We start from the raw sequence: 14,609 nt of genomic DNA on the forward strand, positions 1-14,609 counted from the left end.
GTCAGTCATCCATCCTGGCATAGCGCTCCTCAAGCCAGCGCAAGCCCATGACCGAGACCAGGCTGATGACGAGGAAGAAGACGCCGACGAGCGTCATGGGTTCAATATAGCGATAGTTGCTATTGGCGATGCTTTTGGCCTGGTTCATCAGTTCCAGCACGGTGATCGCCGATAGCAGTGGCGTTTCCTTGAACATGGCGATGAAATAATTGGCGAGCGCCGGGATCATTGGCGGGATCGCCTGCGGCAAGATCACGTGGATCCAGGCCTGGCGCGTGGTCAGATTGGTGGCCCTGGCCGCTTCCCATTGTCCGCGCGAAACGTTCTCGATGCCGGCGCGATAGACCTCGGCCGTATAGGTCGCATAATGAATGCCCATGCCGATGACGCCGGCGGTGAGCGGCGACAGCCGGATGCCGATATCCGGCAGGACGTAGAAGATGAAGTAGAGCTGCACCAGCAGCGGCGTACCGCGGATGAATTCCGAGACGAAGCCGACCGTTCCGGAAATGGCGGCGACCGGTGACCGCCGCGCGATGGCAAGCGCGAGGCCTGCGACCATGGCGACAGCAGCGCCGAGGATGGTCGCGAGAATGGTGATCTTGAACCCTTCGAGAAGGGTCGGCATGATCTGCCAGACGAAATCCCAATCCCATTCCATTTGATCAAGTCCTCATACCGTCGAGGCCGCGTGTCATCCGTCGCTCCAAGAGGCGCATCGCCGCCGAGATGGCGGCGGCCATGAGGAAATAGAGGATGAGGATCGTTGCGAAGGGCACCAGCGTATTGCCGGTCTGCGCCCGCACCACTTGCGCCTGAAAGGTCATGTCGGTCAGCGAGATCAGCGACACGACGGCCGTGCCCTTCAAAAGCTCGATCGCATTGTTGCAGAAGGTCGGCAGCATTAGCGGCAACGCCTGCGGCAGTATGACGTGGCGCATGCGCTGGTATCGCGACAGATTGAGCGCGATACAGGCTTCCGATTGTTCGCGCCCGACGGCCTTGACGGCGCCACGCACCACCTCCGCCCCATAGGCGCCGACATTCAGACCGAGCGCCAGCACGCCCGCCTGCAGCGGCGTCAGCGTCAATCCCGCGAAGGGCAGGACGAAATAGACCCAGAAGAGCTGGACGAAGATCGAGGTGCCGCGAAAGAATTCGATATAGGCGGTCGCCAGAGCCCGGACGGCAAAAAAGCGCGACAGGCGGCCGAGGCCGGCCAGGAAGGCCATGACGAGCGCCAGCGCCGAGCCCATGATCGTCAGCTCGAGCGTCACCAGGGCGCCTTGAAGGATCAGTGTCAGATAGCCGGACCAGACCGACATCGGCAGCTCATTTCTCTGGAGATGGTGTGAAGGGCAACCGGCCATCAGGAGCATGGCCGGCTGCTTACATCAGGTTACTTGGCGGCGGCGCAGAGCTTTTCGCGGCTCGTCGACATCGCCGCCTTGGCCGAGAAGCCGTAGGGTTCGATGATCTTGGCGAATTCACCGGATTCCTTCAGCTTCTTCAGCTCGACGTCGAAGGCATCGCGCAGCGCGACGTCCTGCTTGCGGAAGGCGGCGCCGTCGCAATAGACCGGCGCGTTGACGACGGGGGCGACGGTTTCGAGGTTCGGATCCTTCGCCTTGTCCATCAGATCGTGGATCGACAGGACCGGCAGCGAATAGACGTCGATGCGGCCGTCCTGCAGCATCTTGATACCGCTTTGCCCATCCGGAACGACGATGACGCGGTCACGCGGCACGCCGGCTTCCAGCGCCAGCTTTTCCTCAGTGCCGCCGCCCGGCGCACCGATCTTGGCGTTCGGATTGTCGGCGATATCCTTGTAGCTCGTCAGCTTCAGCGGGTTGCCCTTCTTGAGAGCAAAGGCTTCGGCATCGCACAGGATCGGTTCGGAATAGGCAACGGCGTTGCAGCGTTCGGGTTTCATGAAAAGGCCCGCCGTAATTGCGTCGTGTCGGCCGGCCTGCAGGCCGGGGATCATCGCGCCGTATTCCGAGATCGAGGCGACCACTTCCTTGACGCCGAGTTTTTCGAAGATCACACGCGCCACATCGGGGGCGGCGCCCGACACCTTGCCGTCGGCGCCGACGGCGGTGAATGGCGGCTCGTTGGCGATGGCGATGCGGGCGAAACCCTGCTCCTTCAGCTGTTCGAGCTTGTCATCGGCGGCGGATGCCGGGGCGGCCGCCGTAACCAGAAGCACCGACAGGCTGACGGCGCTCAAAACATATCCTGCTTTCATCGTTCCCAACTCCTCTGGCTTTCTCTTTGAGTTTTGTTGTTCGCGGGCAATGTCTGAGGTCAGACGCGGTGCCCTGCCGCGATGATCTTGCGCAGGAAGGTCTGCGTCCGTTCCTGTGTCGGATTGCGGAAGATGTCGCCGGGCTTGCCTTCCTCGACGATCCTGCCGCGATCGAAAAACAGCACGCGGTCGGCAAAGTCGTGGGCGAAACCCATTTCGTGGGTGACGAGAAGCATCGTCATATCGGTCTCGGAGGCGAGCTTCCGCATGACGTTCAGCACCTCCTCGACGAGTTCCGGGTCGAGTGCCGAGGTCACCTCGTCGAACAGCATGATCTTCGGCGACAGGGCCAGCGCCCGGGCGATGGCGACACGCTGCTTCTGCCCGCCGGAAAGCTGCGCCGGGACGCTTCTGGCCTTGTCGGCAAGGCCGACCATCTCGAGAAGCTCCATCGCCCGCTTCTCGGCTTGCGGCCGCTTGATACCCTTGGTCAACATGGGTGCCAGCGTCACGTTGTCGAGGACGCATTTGTGCGGAAACAGATTGAAGTGCTGGAAAACCATGCCGATCTTCTCGCGCATGCGATGCAGATGCCGCTCATCGGCCGGCACAAGTCCGCCACCGTTCGGCATATGATAGAGCTGTTCGCCATCGACCTCGATATGACCGCCGCTGATCGTCTCCAGCGTCATCAGAATGCGCAGGATCGTCGTCTTGCCGGAGCCGGACGGCCCGATCAGCGCCAGCTTCTCGCCCGGCATGACATTCATCGACAGGCCGTCGAGCACGGTCAGCGGGCCGTATCTCTTGACGATGTTGTCGATGCGGATGATGGGCGGCGCAGGCATTCATGTCTCTCCTTGTTGAGACAAGCAATGACCTAACGATGACGGCGCTCGAAAATCATGTCAATTCGTAAAATAATATCATGACAATTATTCTGCGGCTGCCGGCAAATGAGGCGCCCGCCTCAAATCGCGAGCAGCAGCTCTTCGGGATTTCCCTGTGCCAGTGAGGCAACGATCCCCAGTCCCGTCCGCAGCTCGCCTTCCGTCGTCGAGCCGAGCGAGATGCGTACCGCCGGCGTCCAGCCGTGATCGGCGGTGCGGAAGGATTTGCCCGGCGCGATCGCCACGCCGCGCAGCCTTGCCTGCGACACGAAACCATCCTCCGTATGGCTGCCGAAAAGCGGCAGCCAGACATGCAGGCTTTGCGGATGCGTTCGATAGGACAGGCCGGCCAGCATCTCCGCCGCGATTGCATGGCGCCCGACAAGGGCGCGGCGCTGCCAGTTGACGAGCTCCATCGCCGTGCCGTCGCTGACCCAGCGGGTGGCGATTTCGGCAATCGCCGGCGTCGCCATCCAACTGGAGACCAGATGCCGGTTGGCAACGGCGGCGACATAGCGGTCCGGCGCTGCGAGATAACCGATCCTGAGGCCCGGAACGGTGATCTTCGTGAAGCTCGTGACGTAAAGCGTCCGCTCCGGCGCGAAGGCGGCCATCGGCGGCGCGCGGTCCTCGACCATCGGCCCCAGAATGTCGTTTTCGATGATCGCTATGTCATGCTTGGCGGCAACGGCAGCGAGCGCCTGCCGGCGCTCTGCGCTCATCAGCGCCGCCATCGGATTGATCACCGACGGCTGCAGGAAGATCGCCCGGATCGGCCCCGTCCGGCAGGCCTCGTCCAGCGCTTCGGGAATCATGCCCTCCTCGTCGATCGCCAGCCCCTCGAGATGCAGGCCGAGATAGGTGGAGAGCGGCACCAGCGTATGATGGCTGATCGCCTCGGTCGCAATGGTCGAACCGGGCGGGGCGACGCTCATCAGCGCCACGGTCATGCCCGATGTCGCGCCATTCGTCAGACTGATGTTCAGCGGCGATACGTCGAGGCCGCAGCGCGCCAGCCATTCCGTGGCAACGACGCGATGGCGGGGAAAGACCATGTTCGGCCGGAACGACAGGGCCGAGCTCGACGGCAGATTTTCGGAGAGCCAGCCAAAGGCCTGGCGCAGCCTTTCCAGATGAATCTGCTCGCAGACCGGCTTCAGGATAGAGAGATCGATCACCTCGCCCAGCCGTTCCGGCAGATAAGGTGGTTCCGGCTCGCGCGGCCGCGTCTGCACGAAGCTGCCGCGTCCGATCTCGCCTGATATCAGCCCCCGGCGGCTCAGTTCGTCATAGGCTCGGCTCACCGTCTGCACGGAAAGATGCAGATCATCCGCCAGCTTGCGATGCGGCGGCAATTGCATGCCGTCGGAGAGCTTGCCGTCGGTGATCGCATTGGCGATCTGCTCGGCGAGCGAGAGATAGGCAGGCCGGCGGAGTTGCGAGGGATCGGGGCGCCAATTTGTCATGATTTCAACACTGCTGAAAATCAGTTCAATTGACAATGCCAAAATGCGCTTCCATTGTCTTTTCACCGCGTTTGAAATGTTTTTTTCTAAAGAAAGCGCCATGAAACTCGACGCCATCGATTTGCGTATCCTCGACGCCGTCCAGCACGACGGACGCATTACCAAGCTGGCGCTGGCCGAAAAGGCAGGGCTGTCGCCTACGCCGTGCTGGATGCGGCTGCGCAAGCTCGAAAAGGCGGGGATCATTACCGGCTACCACGCCCGCATCGCGCCGCGGCGCATAGCGCCGGTCGCCAGCGTCTTGATGGAGGTGACGCTCGCCAATCATCGCCAGGCGGATTTCGAACGCTTCGAGCGCGCCGTCGCCGCAATCCCAGAGATCGTTGCCTGTTGGTCGGTCGGCGGCGGTGTCGATTATATCCTGAAGATCATGACAGCCGATATCGACGCCTATCAGCGGCTGGTCGACGGGCTTCTCGACCGCGAACTCGGCATCGACCGCTACTTCACCTACATCGTCACCAAGACGGTGAAGGAGGACACAGTCCTTCCGGTCTCTTCCTTCTCCGCCTCCGGGGAGGAAGAACACAACGTCTCCTAGACAATCTGTCTAGCAGACGGCCGTCCTTTAGACCGTCTGTCTCTTTCCGCCTTCGGTAAAGGACAATCTCTCGTCGGCTGTTGTGGAAGACTTGCGTCAACCGCAAACGAGGAGATGGACATGACCGCCGTTTTTGCCCGCCCCGACTATCATGATGCGCTGTCACGGCTTGCCGACCGTCATCTCCTGCGCGATCTCGCCTATGTCGGCGGCAGGTGGATCGCGGGGGCGACAGGCAAAAGCTTCGCTGTTGCCGATCCGGCCTCTTCGGCAACGCTGGCCTGGGTTGCGAGCCTCGATGCGGAGGAGACGGCGATGGCGATCGATGCGGCGTCGCAGGCCTTTGCCGCTTGGCGCGCGATGCTGCCGCAGCACCGCGCGGCGATCCTGCGGAAATGGCACGGGTTGATGCTCGCCGCCAGGGAAGACCTGGCGCTGATCATGACGCTCGAACAGGGCAAGCCGCTTGCCGAAGCGCGTGGTGAGATCGACTACGCCGCCTCCTTCATCGAGTGGTATGCCGAAGAAGGCAAGCGGCTGAACGCCGAAAGTGTCACCAGCCATCTGGCCGGAGCGGAAATGATCGTGCGGCGCGAGGCGCTTGGGGTCGTCGGCGTCGTCACCCCCTGGAATTTCCCTTCCGCCATGCTCACCCGCAAGGCGGGCGCAGCACTTGCCGCAGGCTGCACGGTCGTTGCCCACCCTTCTTCGGAGACGCCACTTTCGGCCCTCGCGCTTGCCGAACTCGGCGAACGGGCCGGCATTCCCGCCGGCGTCTTCAACGTGGTCACCGGCCATGCCGCAACGATCGTCGGACGGATGTGCAGCGATAACCGCCTGCGCGCCATGAGCTTCACCGGTTCGACCGAGGTTGGCCGCCTGATCGCCGCCCAGTGCGCGCCGACCATGAAGCGGCTGGTAATGGAACTCGGCGGGCACGCGCCGCTGATTGTCTTCGACGATGCCGATGTCGCGAAAGCCGTCGAGATCGCCGTCGGCGCCAAGTTTGCGACATCGGGCCAGGATTGCCTTGCCGCCAACCGCATTTTCGTCCAGCGGCGCATTGCCGATGCCTTCGCCACGGCTTTTGCCGCGCGCATCGGCGCGCTGAAGGTCGGCGCAGGCATCGAGGCTGACAGCGAAATCGGGCCACTGATGCATGAACGCGCCGTCGTCAAGATCGAGGACCAAGTGGCTGACGCGTTGGCGCGTGGCGCCCGGCTCGTTGCCGGCGGCAGCCGCCATAGGGCCGGCCCGCTCTTCTATAAGCCGACGCTTTTGACGGATGTTCCGGCGGATGCGCTGATCATGCGGGAGGAGACTTTCGGGCCTGTGGCCGCACTTGCCACTTTCGATACGGAGGAAGAGGTCGTCGCCCGTGCCAACGATACCGAATATGGCCTGGTTGCATATGTCGTCACCGAGAATGGCGCCCGCCAGATGCGCCTCGGCCGCGCGCTGGAATACGGCATGGTGGCGATCAATCGCGTGAAGATCACCGGCGGCCCCATCCCCTTCGGCGGCTGGAAACAGTCCGGCCTCGGCCGGGAAGGCTCCCGCCACGGGCTCGAAGCTTTCACCGAGCTCAAATATCTCTGCATCGACACGGCCGCCTGAGCGCCCATTTCAAGAGAGGATAGGACATGCTCGACAAAAGCAACGAACTCACCGCCTGGGACCGCGACCACTTCTTTCATCCCTCCACCCATATGGGCATGCATGCGCGCGGCGAGACGCCGACGCGCGTCGTCGCCGGGGGCGAAGGTGTCTACATCACCGACACCAGCGGCCGCAAAAGCCTCGATGCCTTTGCCGGGCTTTATTGCGTCAATGTCGGCTACGGTCGCCAGGAGATCGCCGACGCCATCGCCGAACAGGCGAAGAACCTCGCCTACTACCACGCCTATGTCGGCCACGGCACGGAAGCGTCGATTACGCTTGCGAAAATGATTATCGACCGCGCACCAGCGGGCATGAGCCGCGTCTATTTCGGCCTTTCCGGCTCGGATGCCAACGAGACCAACATCAAGCTGATCTGGTATTACAACAACATTCTCGGCCGGCCGGAAAAGAAGAAGATCATCTCACGCTGGCGTGGCTATCACGGCTCCGGCGTCATGACAGGCAGCCTCACCGGTCTTGCGCTTTTTCATAATGCTTTCGATCTGCCGCGCGCGCCGATCCTCCACACCGAAGCGCCCTATTATTTCCGCCGGCCCGACCGGTCGATGAGCGAGGAGCAATTCTCGCAACATTGCGCCGACAGACTGGAGGAGATGATTGTCGCCGAGGGGCCCGACACCATCGCCGCCTTCATCGGCGAACCAATCCTCGGCACCGGGGGGATCGTCCCGCCGCCCCAGGGCTATTGGCAGAAGATCCAGGCGGTGCTCGACAGATACGATATCCTGCTGGTCGCCGACGAGGTCGTCACCGGCTTCGGCCGTCTCGGCACGATGTTCGGCTCGGATCACTACGGCATGAAGCCGGACCTGATCACCATCGCCAAAGGCCTGACCTCGGCCTATGCTCCGCTTTCCGGCTCGATCGTTTCGGAGAAGATGTGGCAGGTGCTGGTGCAGGGTTCCGATGAATTGGGAGCGATCGGCCACGGCTGGACCTATTCCGCCCACCCGATTTGTGCTGCCGCAGGTATCGCCAATCTGGAGTTGATCGACGAACTCGGCATCGTCGACAATGCCGGCACGACCGGCAGCTATTTCCGGTCGCAGTTGCAAGAGGCGGTTGGCGGCCATCGGAATGTCGGTGAAGTCCGCGGCGACGGTCTGATGGCCGCTGTCGAATTCGTCGAGGACCGGGACGACCGCCGGTTCTTCGATCCCGGCCGCAAGATCGGTCCGCAGGTCGCATCCGCCCTTCTCGAACGTGGCGTCATCGGCCGCGCCATGCCGCAGGGCGATATTCTCGGCTTCGCTCCACCACTCTGCCTCACCCGCGCAGAAGCAGACGTCGTCGTCAAGGCGGCTGCGGACGCGATCGAAAGTGTTTTCAAAACCATCTGAGGAGAAGAGCCGCATGACGATCCCGGAAAAGATGGCGGCGGTGTTGCTCACCGGCCATGGCGGCTTGGAAAAGCTCATCTATGCCACGGATGTGCCTGTCCCGACGCCGACTGAAGGCGAGGTGCTGATCCGTGTTACCGCCTGCGGCATGAACAATACCGACGTCTGGGTGCGCCAAGGCGCCTACGGTACAGAGGATGATCCCTCCGCCGTCTCCACCTGGCGCAGGCAGGGCAACACGCTGACATTCCCGCGCATCCAGGGCACCGATACCGTCGGTCATATCGTCGGCGTCCGCCCGGGCGTTGATCCGAGACGCATCGGCGAACGCGTGATGGTCGACTTCTCGATCTATAATCGCGACGACGACAGTCTTGCCGACATCGATTACATGGGCCACGGACGGGATGGCGGCTACGCCGAATATATGGTGCTGCCTGCCGAGAACGCCCATGTCGTCGCGACCGATCTGACCGATGTCGAGCTCGCCACCTTCTGCTGTGCCTATCTCACAGGCGAACGAATGCTGGAACGGGCAAGGCTTGCCGCCGGCGAACGCGTCCTCGTCACCGGCGCCTCCGGCGGCGTCGGCTCGGCAATCATCCAGCTTGCGCGCGCCCGCGGCGCCATCCCGATCGCGGTTGCAGGCTCCGGCAAGGAGGCGGCGATGATCGATATCGGCGCCGAAGCGGTCGTGACCCGCGGCAAGGGCGATCTTGTCGAAGCCGTCCATTCCGCAAGCGGTGGCCAGCCGATCGACGTCGTCGCCGATCTGGTCGGCGGACCGCTGTTCAACGATCTCCTGAAGATCCTGCGTCCCGAAGGCCGTTACACGACGGCCGGCGCGATCGCCGGGCCCGTCGTCCAGCTCGACCTGAGGACCATGTATCTGAAGCAGCTGGAACTACATGGATCGAGCCAGGGAAGCCGCGCCGACTTCCGCCGGCTGGTCGGCTATATCGAAAGCCGCAAGATCCGGCCTCTCGTCGGCGGTGTTTATCCGCTGTCGGAATTTCATCGCGCCCAAACCGATTTCATGGCGAAGAACTTCGTCGGCAAATTGGTCGTGGTTCCCGACCAGAGATAGTGCGCTTCCCCGATCACACCGCCGGCGAACCTTATCGGTTTAGCGGCGTTTCACGGCCATGGACAGTGGCAAAACGACATATCTCACCCCTGCCGAACTCGCGCGAATTCGCCGCGCTGCTAGCATAGCCCGTCTGATGGATACCGCCGTCCGATTGCCGGTCGTCGGCGTGCGGATCGGCGCGGACTCGGTCCTCGGCCTTATCCCCGCTGTCGGCGACATTGTCGGATCCCTGATCGGTCTTTTCATCATCGACGAGGCAAGGCGGCTCGGCCTTCCCGCCCACAAACTCGCCCGCATGGCGGTCAATCTCGGCGTCGACGCCGCCTGCGGCACGGTTCCGCTGATCGGCGATCTCTTCGACGTCTATTTCAAGTCTCACCGCCGGAATGTCGGCATCATCCTCGAGCATTTCGGCATCAGCGAAGACGAGCTGAACCAGCGCATCTGACGATGCTCGACCGCCCTCCGAAGAACCTGTCTACAGCTCCGTCAGGGCGCCGGCCGTCTTGACTGCGTGATCAAGAACAAATTGCAGCTTGGCGGCATGGCCGAAACCCGGCTCCTCCGGCTCGCCCTTTTGCACGGCGTTTGCAAATCGCTGGAAATTGGTGATCACCGGTTCGACCTCGATCTTGCGCCAGATCGCCTTGTCGGCATCGGCGCCTTCGCAGGCCCTGAGGGTCGAACCTTCAGGCGTATGCACCACCTCCAGCGCCCCCTTGTCTCCATGCAGGCGCAGGCGCAATTCGTTCAGATGGCCGGTTGCCCAGCGCGTCGCATGGATGACGCCGGCCGCGCCGTTTTCGAGCTCGGCCATCATCAGGAAGCTGTCGTTTGCATCGAGCTCGTATTCCCCGATCCGGTTCCCGGGGCTCTTGTCGAAAACCTTGAGATGCGATGCCGCCGCCTTGACGTCGCTGCCGGCGGCAAAGACCGCGAAGTCGAGAATGTGAATACCGACATCGCCCAGCACGCCGTTGGAGCCATGCTTTGTCGACAGCCGCCAAAGCCATTGCGACTCTTTGGTCCAGTCGCCCCAAGCCTTGGAGACCAACCAACTTTGGAGATAGGAGGCTTCGAAGTGGCGGATCGCGCCGAGACGGCCATCCAGCACCATCTTTCGCGCCGCCTGCAGCGGTGCCACGTTACGATAGGTAAGGTTTACCATCGTGACCTTGCCGGACGCCGCCGCGGCGTCGGCCATCTCCTTGGCCTCGCGGTAGTTGACCGCAAGCGGCTTCTCGCAGAGCACATGCTTGCCGGCGCCGAGTATCTTCATTGTCGTGGAATAATGCGCTCGATCCGGCGTGACATTGGTCACGGCGTCAAACTCCCCCCACGCAAGGGCGTCATCGAGTGATGTGAAAGTAAGCGGGATTCCATGCCTGAGCGCGAAGGCCCGCAGCCGGACCTCGTCCGTATCGACGGCAGCAACAATCTTGACGCCGGTGATTTCCGAGAAATTCATGGCATGGGTATTTGCCCATCCTCCAGTTCCGAGAATGATCAAGCGCATTTTTGTCCTCATGGTCGTTTATCGAATTCAGCGGTAACCGGCTTCGCCGGCTTGGTGCAGTTTCGGGCCGCGCTCGACGATCGGCTCCAGCGCCTTCTCTACCGGCACATTTGGAGCGTCGGTAATGGCAGTCAACGCGCCTTCTGGGTTGTAGGCCCACTTGACGCCGTTGATCAGCACCTTCTGGATGGTGGCGTCGTGATAGGTCGGATAGGTCTCATGGCCCGGGCGGAAATAGAAGATGTTGCCGGCGCCGCGGCGCCAGGTCAGGCCCGAGCGGAACACTTCCCCGCCCTGGAACCAGGAGATGAACACCGTTTCCAGCGGCTCCGGCACCGAGAACTGCTCGCCATACATTTCCTCGTTCTCAAGCTCGAAATGCTCGCCGATGCCGGCGGCGATCGGATGGCGCGGGTTGATCGTCCACAGCCGCTCGCGCTCGCCCGCCTCGCGCCATTTCAGCGCGCAGGGCGTGCCCATCAGCCGCTTGAAGATTTTCGAGAAATGGCCGGAATGTAAGACGAGAAGGCCCATGCCTTCCCAGACGCGCTTGGCGACGCGCTCGACGACGACATCGGAGACCGCGCCGTGATCCTTGTGGCCCCACCAGGTCAGCACATCGGTTTCGGCAAGCCGGGCCTCGCTCAGCCCATGTTCCGGCTCCTGCAGCGTCGCCGTGGTGGCGGAAATGCCGGGGTCGGTATTCAGCGCATTGGCGATCGTCGTATGCATGCCTTCGGGGTAGATGCCCCGGACGATCGCATTGGTATTCTCGTGGATGTTTTCACCCCACACAACGGTGCGTATGGTCACGTCGTTTTCTCCTTGTAGTTGAAGCGGATCGAGTCTGGGAAGGACATCGATGCCTGGAAGATCAGGCTGCCCGCATGGATTCACGTTCGAGCGCCCGGCCCGACCGGTCGAAACGGTGGATGTGACCGGCAAGTGGCGCGAGTCCAAGCGTCTGGCCCGGCTCATGACGAGAGACGCCGGCCTCCCGCACGACAAGCGGCTCATCCGCCCCGATGTCCAGATAGACGAAACTATCGGAACCGAGGATTTCCGAATGGATGACCGTGCCACGCCAAACCGGCGACTCGGCCGTGATTCGCACATGCTCCGCACGTACACCGATCGTATGGCTGTCATAGGGCTGCGCCAGCCCGCCCGACAGGAAATTCATTTTCGGCGAACCGATGAAGCCGGCGACAAAGACCGAATTCGGGCTCTCGTAAAGTTCCAGCGGCGTGCCGATCTGCTCGACGACGCCGTCCCTCAACACGCAGATCCGGTCGGCCAGCGTCATGGCCTCGACCTGATCATGCGTCACATAGATCATCGTCGTGCCGTGCATGCTGCGATGAAGCTTGGCGATCTCGAGCCTCGTCGCGACCCGAAGCGCCGCATCGAGGTTGGACAGCGGCTCGTCGAAGAGAAAGACCTTGGGATCGCGCACGATCGCCCGGCCGATTGCGACGCGCTGACGCTGTCCGCCGGAAAGCTGTCGCGGCAAGCGGTCCAGGTAGGATGAGAGCTGCAGCATACCGGCCGCCTGCTCGACGCGCTGGCGGCATTCGTCTCTGTTGCTCCCGGAAAGCTTCATGCCGAAAGCCATGTTGTCGAAGACCGTCATATGCGGGTAGAGCGCGTAGGACTGGAACACCATGGCGATCCCTCTCTTCGATGGCGCGTGCCGGTTTACCGTCTCATTGTCGAAAGCGAGGTTTCCCGAGGTGATGTCTTCGAGCCCGGAGATAAGCCGCAGCAGCGTGGACTTGCCGCATCCCGAAGGCCCGACGAACACCATGAATTCGCCTCGGCGGATCTCCATCGTCACGCCCTTGATCACCTCGAAAGCGCCGAAGCTCTTGCGGATGTTCTCCAGTCGTATCTCGGCCATGTCCTACTCCCTCAACCCTTAACGCCGCCGGCGGTCAGCCCCGAAATGATCCGGCGCTGGAATATCAAAACAAGCACGACAACCGGGACAGTGACGATCACCGAAGCCGCCATGATGTTGCCCCAGGGAATTTCGAACTCGCTGTTGCCCGAAAGCAGGGCGATGGCGACCGGCACGGTCCGCTGTGTATCGGACGATGTGAACGTAAGCGCGAAAAGAAATTCGTTCCAGGCGGCGATGAAGGCGAGCAGCCCGGTCGTCACCAGCGCCGGCCACATCAGCGGCATGAACACCTGTGTGACGATGACCCATGGTGAAGCGCCGTCGACGATCGCCGCCTCCTCGATCTCGATCGGCAATTCCCGCATGAAGGTCGTCAGCACCCAGACCGTGAAGGGTAGCGTGAAGATTACGTAGGAAAAGATCAGCGCGAAGGGCGTGTTGAAGATGCCGATCCAACGGATGAGTTCGAAGAGGCCCGCAAGAACAGCAATCTGCGGAAACATCGACACCGAAAGGATGGTCAGCATCAACAGTGCCCGTCCGCGGAAATTCACCCGCGCGAGAGCGAACGAAGCGGTGATCGAAAGTAACAGCGATGCTGAAACCACGATGCATGCGATCATCGCGGAATTTGCAAGACTGCGGACGAAGCTGCCTTGGCCCATCACGGAAGCATAGTTGCCGAAGGAGATCGAGGTCGGCCAGTAATCAACTTCGAAAAGCGCAGTACCGGTCTTCAGGCTGGTGAGGATCGCATAGTAGAATGGGAAAACCGCAATGATGACGATGATCGTAACGAGCAGGTAGAAGAGCGTGTTCTTGGTGATCGAAAGCAGCATCAGCGTTCCTGCCCGCCGAGCTTGACGCGGCCGAGCCAGATATAGAAGACGGTGACGGAGGCGATGATGAGGAAAAGCACCGTAGACGCGGTGGCGCCATAGGCGAACTTATCGAAGTCGAACAGGTTCTCGCGCGCCATGACCGACATGGTCTTCGTCTGCGCATTGTTGGGCGTCAGAACATAGATCAGATCGAAGATGCGCATCGCATCCAGCATCCGGAAAATCACGGCAACCATGATGGCAGGCCGGATCAGCGGCAGCGTCAGACGCCAGAAAACCTTGATCGGATTGACGCCATCGATCTTGGCCGCTTCATAGATATCCCCCGGCACCATCTGCAGCCCGGCAAGGATCAGAAGCGCCATAAAGGGCGTCGTCTTCCAGACGTCGACGATCAACACGGCGACCATCGCCGTTTCCGGATTGGCGGTCCAGGCGATCTTCTCGGTGATCAGGCCGAAGCCGAGCAGAATATCATTGAGAATGCCGAACTGGTCGTTGAGCATCCAGGCCCACATCTTGGCCGAAACGATGGTCGGTATCGCCCAGGGAATGAGGATTGCAGCCCGAACGATTCCACGTCCGACGAACTGAGCGTTCAGCACCAGCGCGACGATCAAGCCGAGCATCGTCTCAATCGCGACGGAAAGGACGGTGAATTTGGCCGTGTTCCAGACGGCATTCCACCAGACCGGATCGGCAAGCAGACCCCGATAGACGGTCTTCCCGCTCTTCAGCGTCACCCACGACAGATAATTGGCAAAGCCGACGAATTGCGCATTGCCAAGGTCGTTGAGTGACGCATTCGTAAAGCTGAAATAGATCGTTCTGAAGAGCGGCCAGCCAGCGACGATTGCCAGGCTCAACAGCGTCGGCGCCAGAAACACCCAGGCCGATCGAATACGCTCGGATCGCAGCTCCGTAGAAGCTCTGAGCTTGGAAATCCTTGGTTCAACTGCTTGCGAAACTACGATTTCAGTCATGAAACGCCTCCCCGGTTGATCGTCCGAAACCGGGCCGGCGGCTTCAC

The 14,609-nt window shown here is 61.7% G+C and carries 15 protein-coding genes; 5 read left to right on the forward strand and 10 right to left on the reverse strand.

All coding sequences use genetic code 11. From position 1 onward, the window contains the following. Position 1 precedes the first annotated feature (1 nt). The 5 genes from ehuD to ehuR form a co-directional block, all read right to left on the reverse strand. On the reverse strand, positions 2 to 661 hold the full coding sequence (gene ehuD, locus AMK00_RS28410; protein WP_064812535.1) for an ectoine/hydroxyectoine ABC transporter permease subunit EhuD: 660 nt from the start codon (positions 659 to 661) through the stop codon (positions 2 to 4). Between the two features lie 4 nt (positions 662 to 665). Next, entirely contained in the window at positions 666 to 1,325 is a 660-nt protein-coding gene (gene ehuC / locus AMK00_RS28415; RefSeq protein ID WP_064812536.1) for an ectoine/hydroxyectoine ABC transporter permease subunit EhuC, read from the reverse strand. A 74-nt stretch (positions 1,326 to 1,399) separates the two neighbouring features. Then, positions 1,400 to 2,248 carry an ectoine/hydroxyectoine ABC transporter substrate-binding protein EhuB gene (gene ehuB / locus AMK00_RS28420; RefSeq protein ID WP_016735739.1) on the reverse strand — a complete coding sequence of 283 codons (849 nt, stop codon included), beginning with the start codon at positions 2,246 to 2,248 and terminating at the stop codon, positions 1,400 to 1,402. A 59-nt stretch (positions 2,249 to 2,307) separates the two neighbouring features. Next, positions 2,308 to 3,096, reverse strand: coding sequence for an ectoine/hydroxyectoine ABC transporter ATP-binding protein EhuA (gene ehuA / locus AMK00_RS28425; RefSeq protein ID WP_064812537.1), 789 nt, complete (start codon positions 3,094 to 3,096; stop codon positions 2,308 to 2,310). A gap of 122 nt (positions 3,097 to 3,218) precedes the next feature. Beyond that, positions 3,219 to 4,604: a MocR-like ectoine utilization transcription factor EhuR gene (gene ehuR, locus AMK00_RS28430; protein ID WP_064812538.1), complete on the reverse strand. Its 1,386-nt coding sequence runs from the start codon at positions 4,602 to 4,604 to the stop codon at positions 3,219 to 3,221. Positions 4,605 to 4,704: 100 nt separating this feature from the next. On the opposite strand from ehuR, the gene AMK00_RS28435 reads away from it, so the two are divergent. From AMK00_RS28435 to AMK00_RS28455, 5 genes are all read left to right on the forward strand, one after another. Further along, positions 4,705 to 5,205 (forward strand): Lrp/AsnC family transcriptional regulator, encoded by a 501-nt coding sequence (locus AMK00_RS28435; RefSeq protein ID WP_064813183.1) that lies wholly within the window; start codon positions 4,705 to 4,707, stop codon positions 5,203 to 5,205. Positions 5,206 to 5,325: 120 nt separating this feature from the next. Next, a complete protein-coding gene (locus AMK00_RS28440; RefSeq protein WP_064813185.1) occupies positions 5,326 to 6,822 on the forward strand; it encodes an NAD-dependent succinate-semialdehyde dehydrogenase in 1,497 nt (498 codons plus the stop codon). A 26-nt stretch (positions 6,823 to 6,848) separates the two neighbouring features. Next, positions 6,849 to 8,228: an aspartate aminotransferase family protein gene (locus tag AMK00_RS28445; RefSeq protein WP_064812539.1), complete on the forward strand. Its 1,380-nt coding sequence runs from the start codon at positions 6,849 to 6,851 to the stop codon at positions 8,226 to 8,228. A gap of 13 nt (positions 8,229 to 8,241) precedes the next feature. Continuing rightward, on the forward strand, positions 8,242 to 9,315 hold the full coding sequence (locus AMK00_RS28450; protein ID WP_064812540.1) for an alcohol dehydrogenase family protein: 1,074 nt from the start codon (positions 8,242 to 8,244) through the stop codon (positions 9,313 to 9,315). A gap of 58 nt (positions 9,316 to 9,373) precedes the next feature. Next, positions 9,374 to 9,766 (forward strand): DUF4112 domain-containing protein, encoded by a 393-nt coding sequence (locus AMK00_RS28455; RefSeq protein ID WP_064812541.1) that lies wholly within the window; start codon positions 9,374 to 9,376, stop codon positions 9,764 to 9,766. A 30-nt stretch (positions 9,767 to 9,796) separates the two neighbouring features. Here the strand turns inward: AMK00_RS28455 and AMK00_RS28460 are convergent, their stop codons facing one another. From AMK00_RS28460 to AMK00_RS28480, 5 genes are all read right to left on the reverse strand, one after another. Continuing rightward, complete coding sequence (locus tag AMK00_RS28460; protein ID WP_064812542.1) at positions 9,797 to 10,834, reverse strand: Gfo/Idh/MocA family protein; 1,038 nt, start codon at positions 10,832 to 10,834, stop codon at positions 9,797 to 9,799. 27 nt (positions 10,835 to 10,861) lie between these two features. Next, positions 10,862 to 11,647: a ThuA domain-containing protein gene (locus AMK00_RS28465; protein WP_064812543.1), complete on the reverse strand. Its 786-nt coding sequence runs from the start codon at positions 11,645 to 11,647 to the stop codon at positions 10,862 to 10,864. Positions 11,648 to 11,708: 61 nt separating this feature from the next. Then, on the reverse strand, positions 11,709 to 12,734 hold the full coding sequence (locus AMK00_RS28470; protein WP_064812544.1) for an ABC transporter ATP-binding protein: 1,026 nt from the start codon (positions 12,732 to 12,734) through the stop codon (positions 11,709 to 11,711). Positions 12,735 to 12,745: 11 nt separating this feature from the next. Beyond that, positions 12,746 to 13,576 carry a carbohydrate ABC transporter permease gene (locus AMK00_RS28475; RefSeq protein WP_064812545.1) on the reverse strand — a complete coding sequence of 277 codons (831 nt, stop codon included), beginning with the start codon at positions 13,574 to 13,576 and terminating at the stop codon, positions 12,746 to 12,748. Continuing rightward, positions 13,576 to 14,562, reverse strand: a complete 987-nt coding sequence (locus AMK00_RS28480; protein ID WP_064812546.1) for a carbohydrate ABC transporter permease — start codon at positions 14,560 to 14,562, stop codon at positions 13,576 to 13,578. The genes AMK00_RS28475 and AMK00_RS28480 overlap by 1 nt, the downstream gene beginning before the upstream one ends. Positions 14,563 to 14,609 lie beyond the last annotated feature (47 nt).

Source organism: Rhizobium sp. N621, from assembly GCF_001664325.1.
Lineage (GTDB): Bacteria > Pseudomonadota > Alphaproteobacteria > Rhizobiales > Rhizobiaceae > Rhizobium > Rhizobium esperanzae.

Bases quoted from the DNA above. Each gene is read 5' to 3' on its own strand.
- ehuC (WP_064812536.1), bottom strand. From the start codon at position 1,325: ATGTCGGTCTGGTCCGGCTATCTGACACTGATCCTTCAAGGCGCCCTG.
- AMK00_RS28435 (WP_064813183.1), top strand. From the start codon at position 4,705: ATGAAACTCGACGCCATCGATTTGCGTATCCTCGACGCCGTCCAGCAC.
- AMK00_RS28480 (WP_064812546.1), bottom strand. From the start codon at position 14,562: ATGACTGAAATCGTAGTTTCGCAAGCAGTTGAACCAAGGATTTCCAAG.
- AMK00_RS28475 (WP_064812545.1), bottom strand. From the start codon at position 13,576: ATGCTGCTTTCGATCACCAAGAACACGCTCTTCTACCTGCTCGTTACG.
- AMK00_RS28440 (WP_064813185.1), top strand. From the start codon at position 5,326: ATGACCGCCGTTTTTGCCCGCCCCGACTATCATGATGCGCTGTCACGG.
- AMK00_RS28445 (WP_064812539.1), top strand. From the start codon at position 6,849: ATGCTCGACAAAAGCAACGAACTCACCGCCTGGGACCGCGACCACTTC.
- ehuA (WP_064812537.1), bottom strand. From the start codon at position 3,096: ATGCCTGCGCCGCCCATCATCCGCATCGACAACATCGTCAAGAGATAC.
- ehuR (WP_064812538.1), bottom strand. From the start codon at position 4,604: ATGACAAATTGGCGCCCCGATCCCTCGCAACTCCGCCGGCCTGCCTAT.
- AMK00_RS28450 (WP_064812540.1), top strand. From the start codon at position 8,242: ATGACGATCCCGGAAAAGATGGCGGCGGTGTTGCTCACCGGCCATGGC.
- AMK00_RS28470 (WP_064812544.1), bottom strand. From the start codon at position 12,734: ATGGCCGAGATACGACTGGAGAACATCCGCAAGAGCTTCGGCGCTTTC.
- ehuB (WP_016735739.1), bottom strand. From the start codon at position 2,248: ATGAAAGCAGGATATGTTTTGAGCGCCGTCAGCCTGTCGGTGCTTCTG.
- AMK00_RS28460 (WP_064812542.1), bottom strand. From the start codon at position 10,834: ATGCGCTTGATCATTCTCGGAACTGGAGGATGGGCAAATACCCATGCC.
- AMK00_RS28455 (WP_064812541.1), top strand. From the start codon at position 9,374: ATGGACAGTGGCAAAACGACATATCTCACCCCTGCCGAACTCGCGCGA.
- ehuD (WP_064812535.1), bottom strand. From the start codon at position 661: ATGGAATGGGATTGGGATTTCGTCTGGCAGATCATGCCGACCCTTCTC.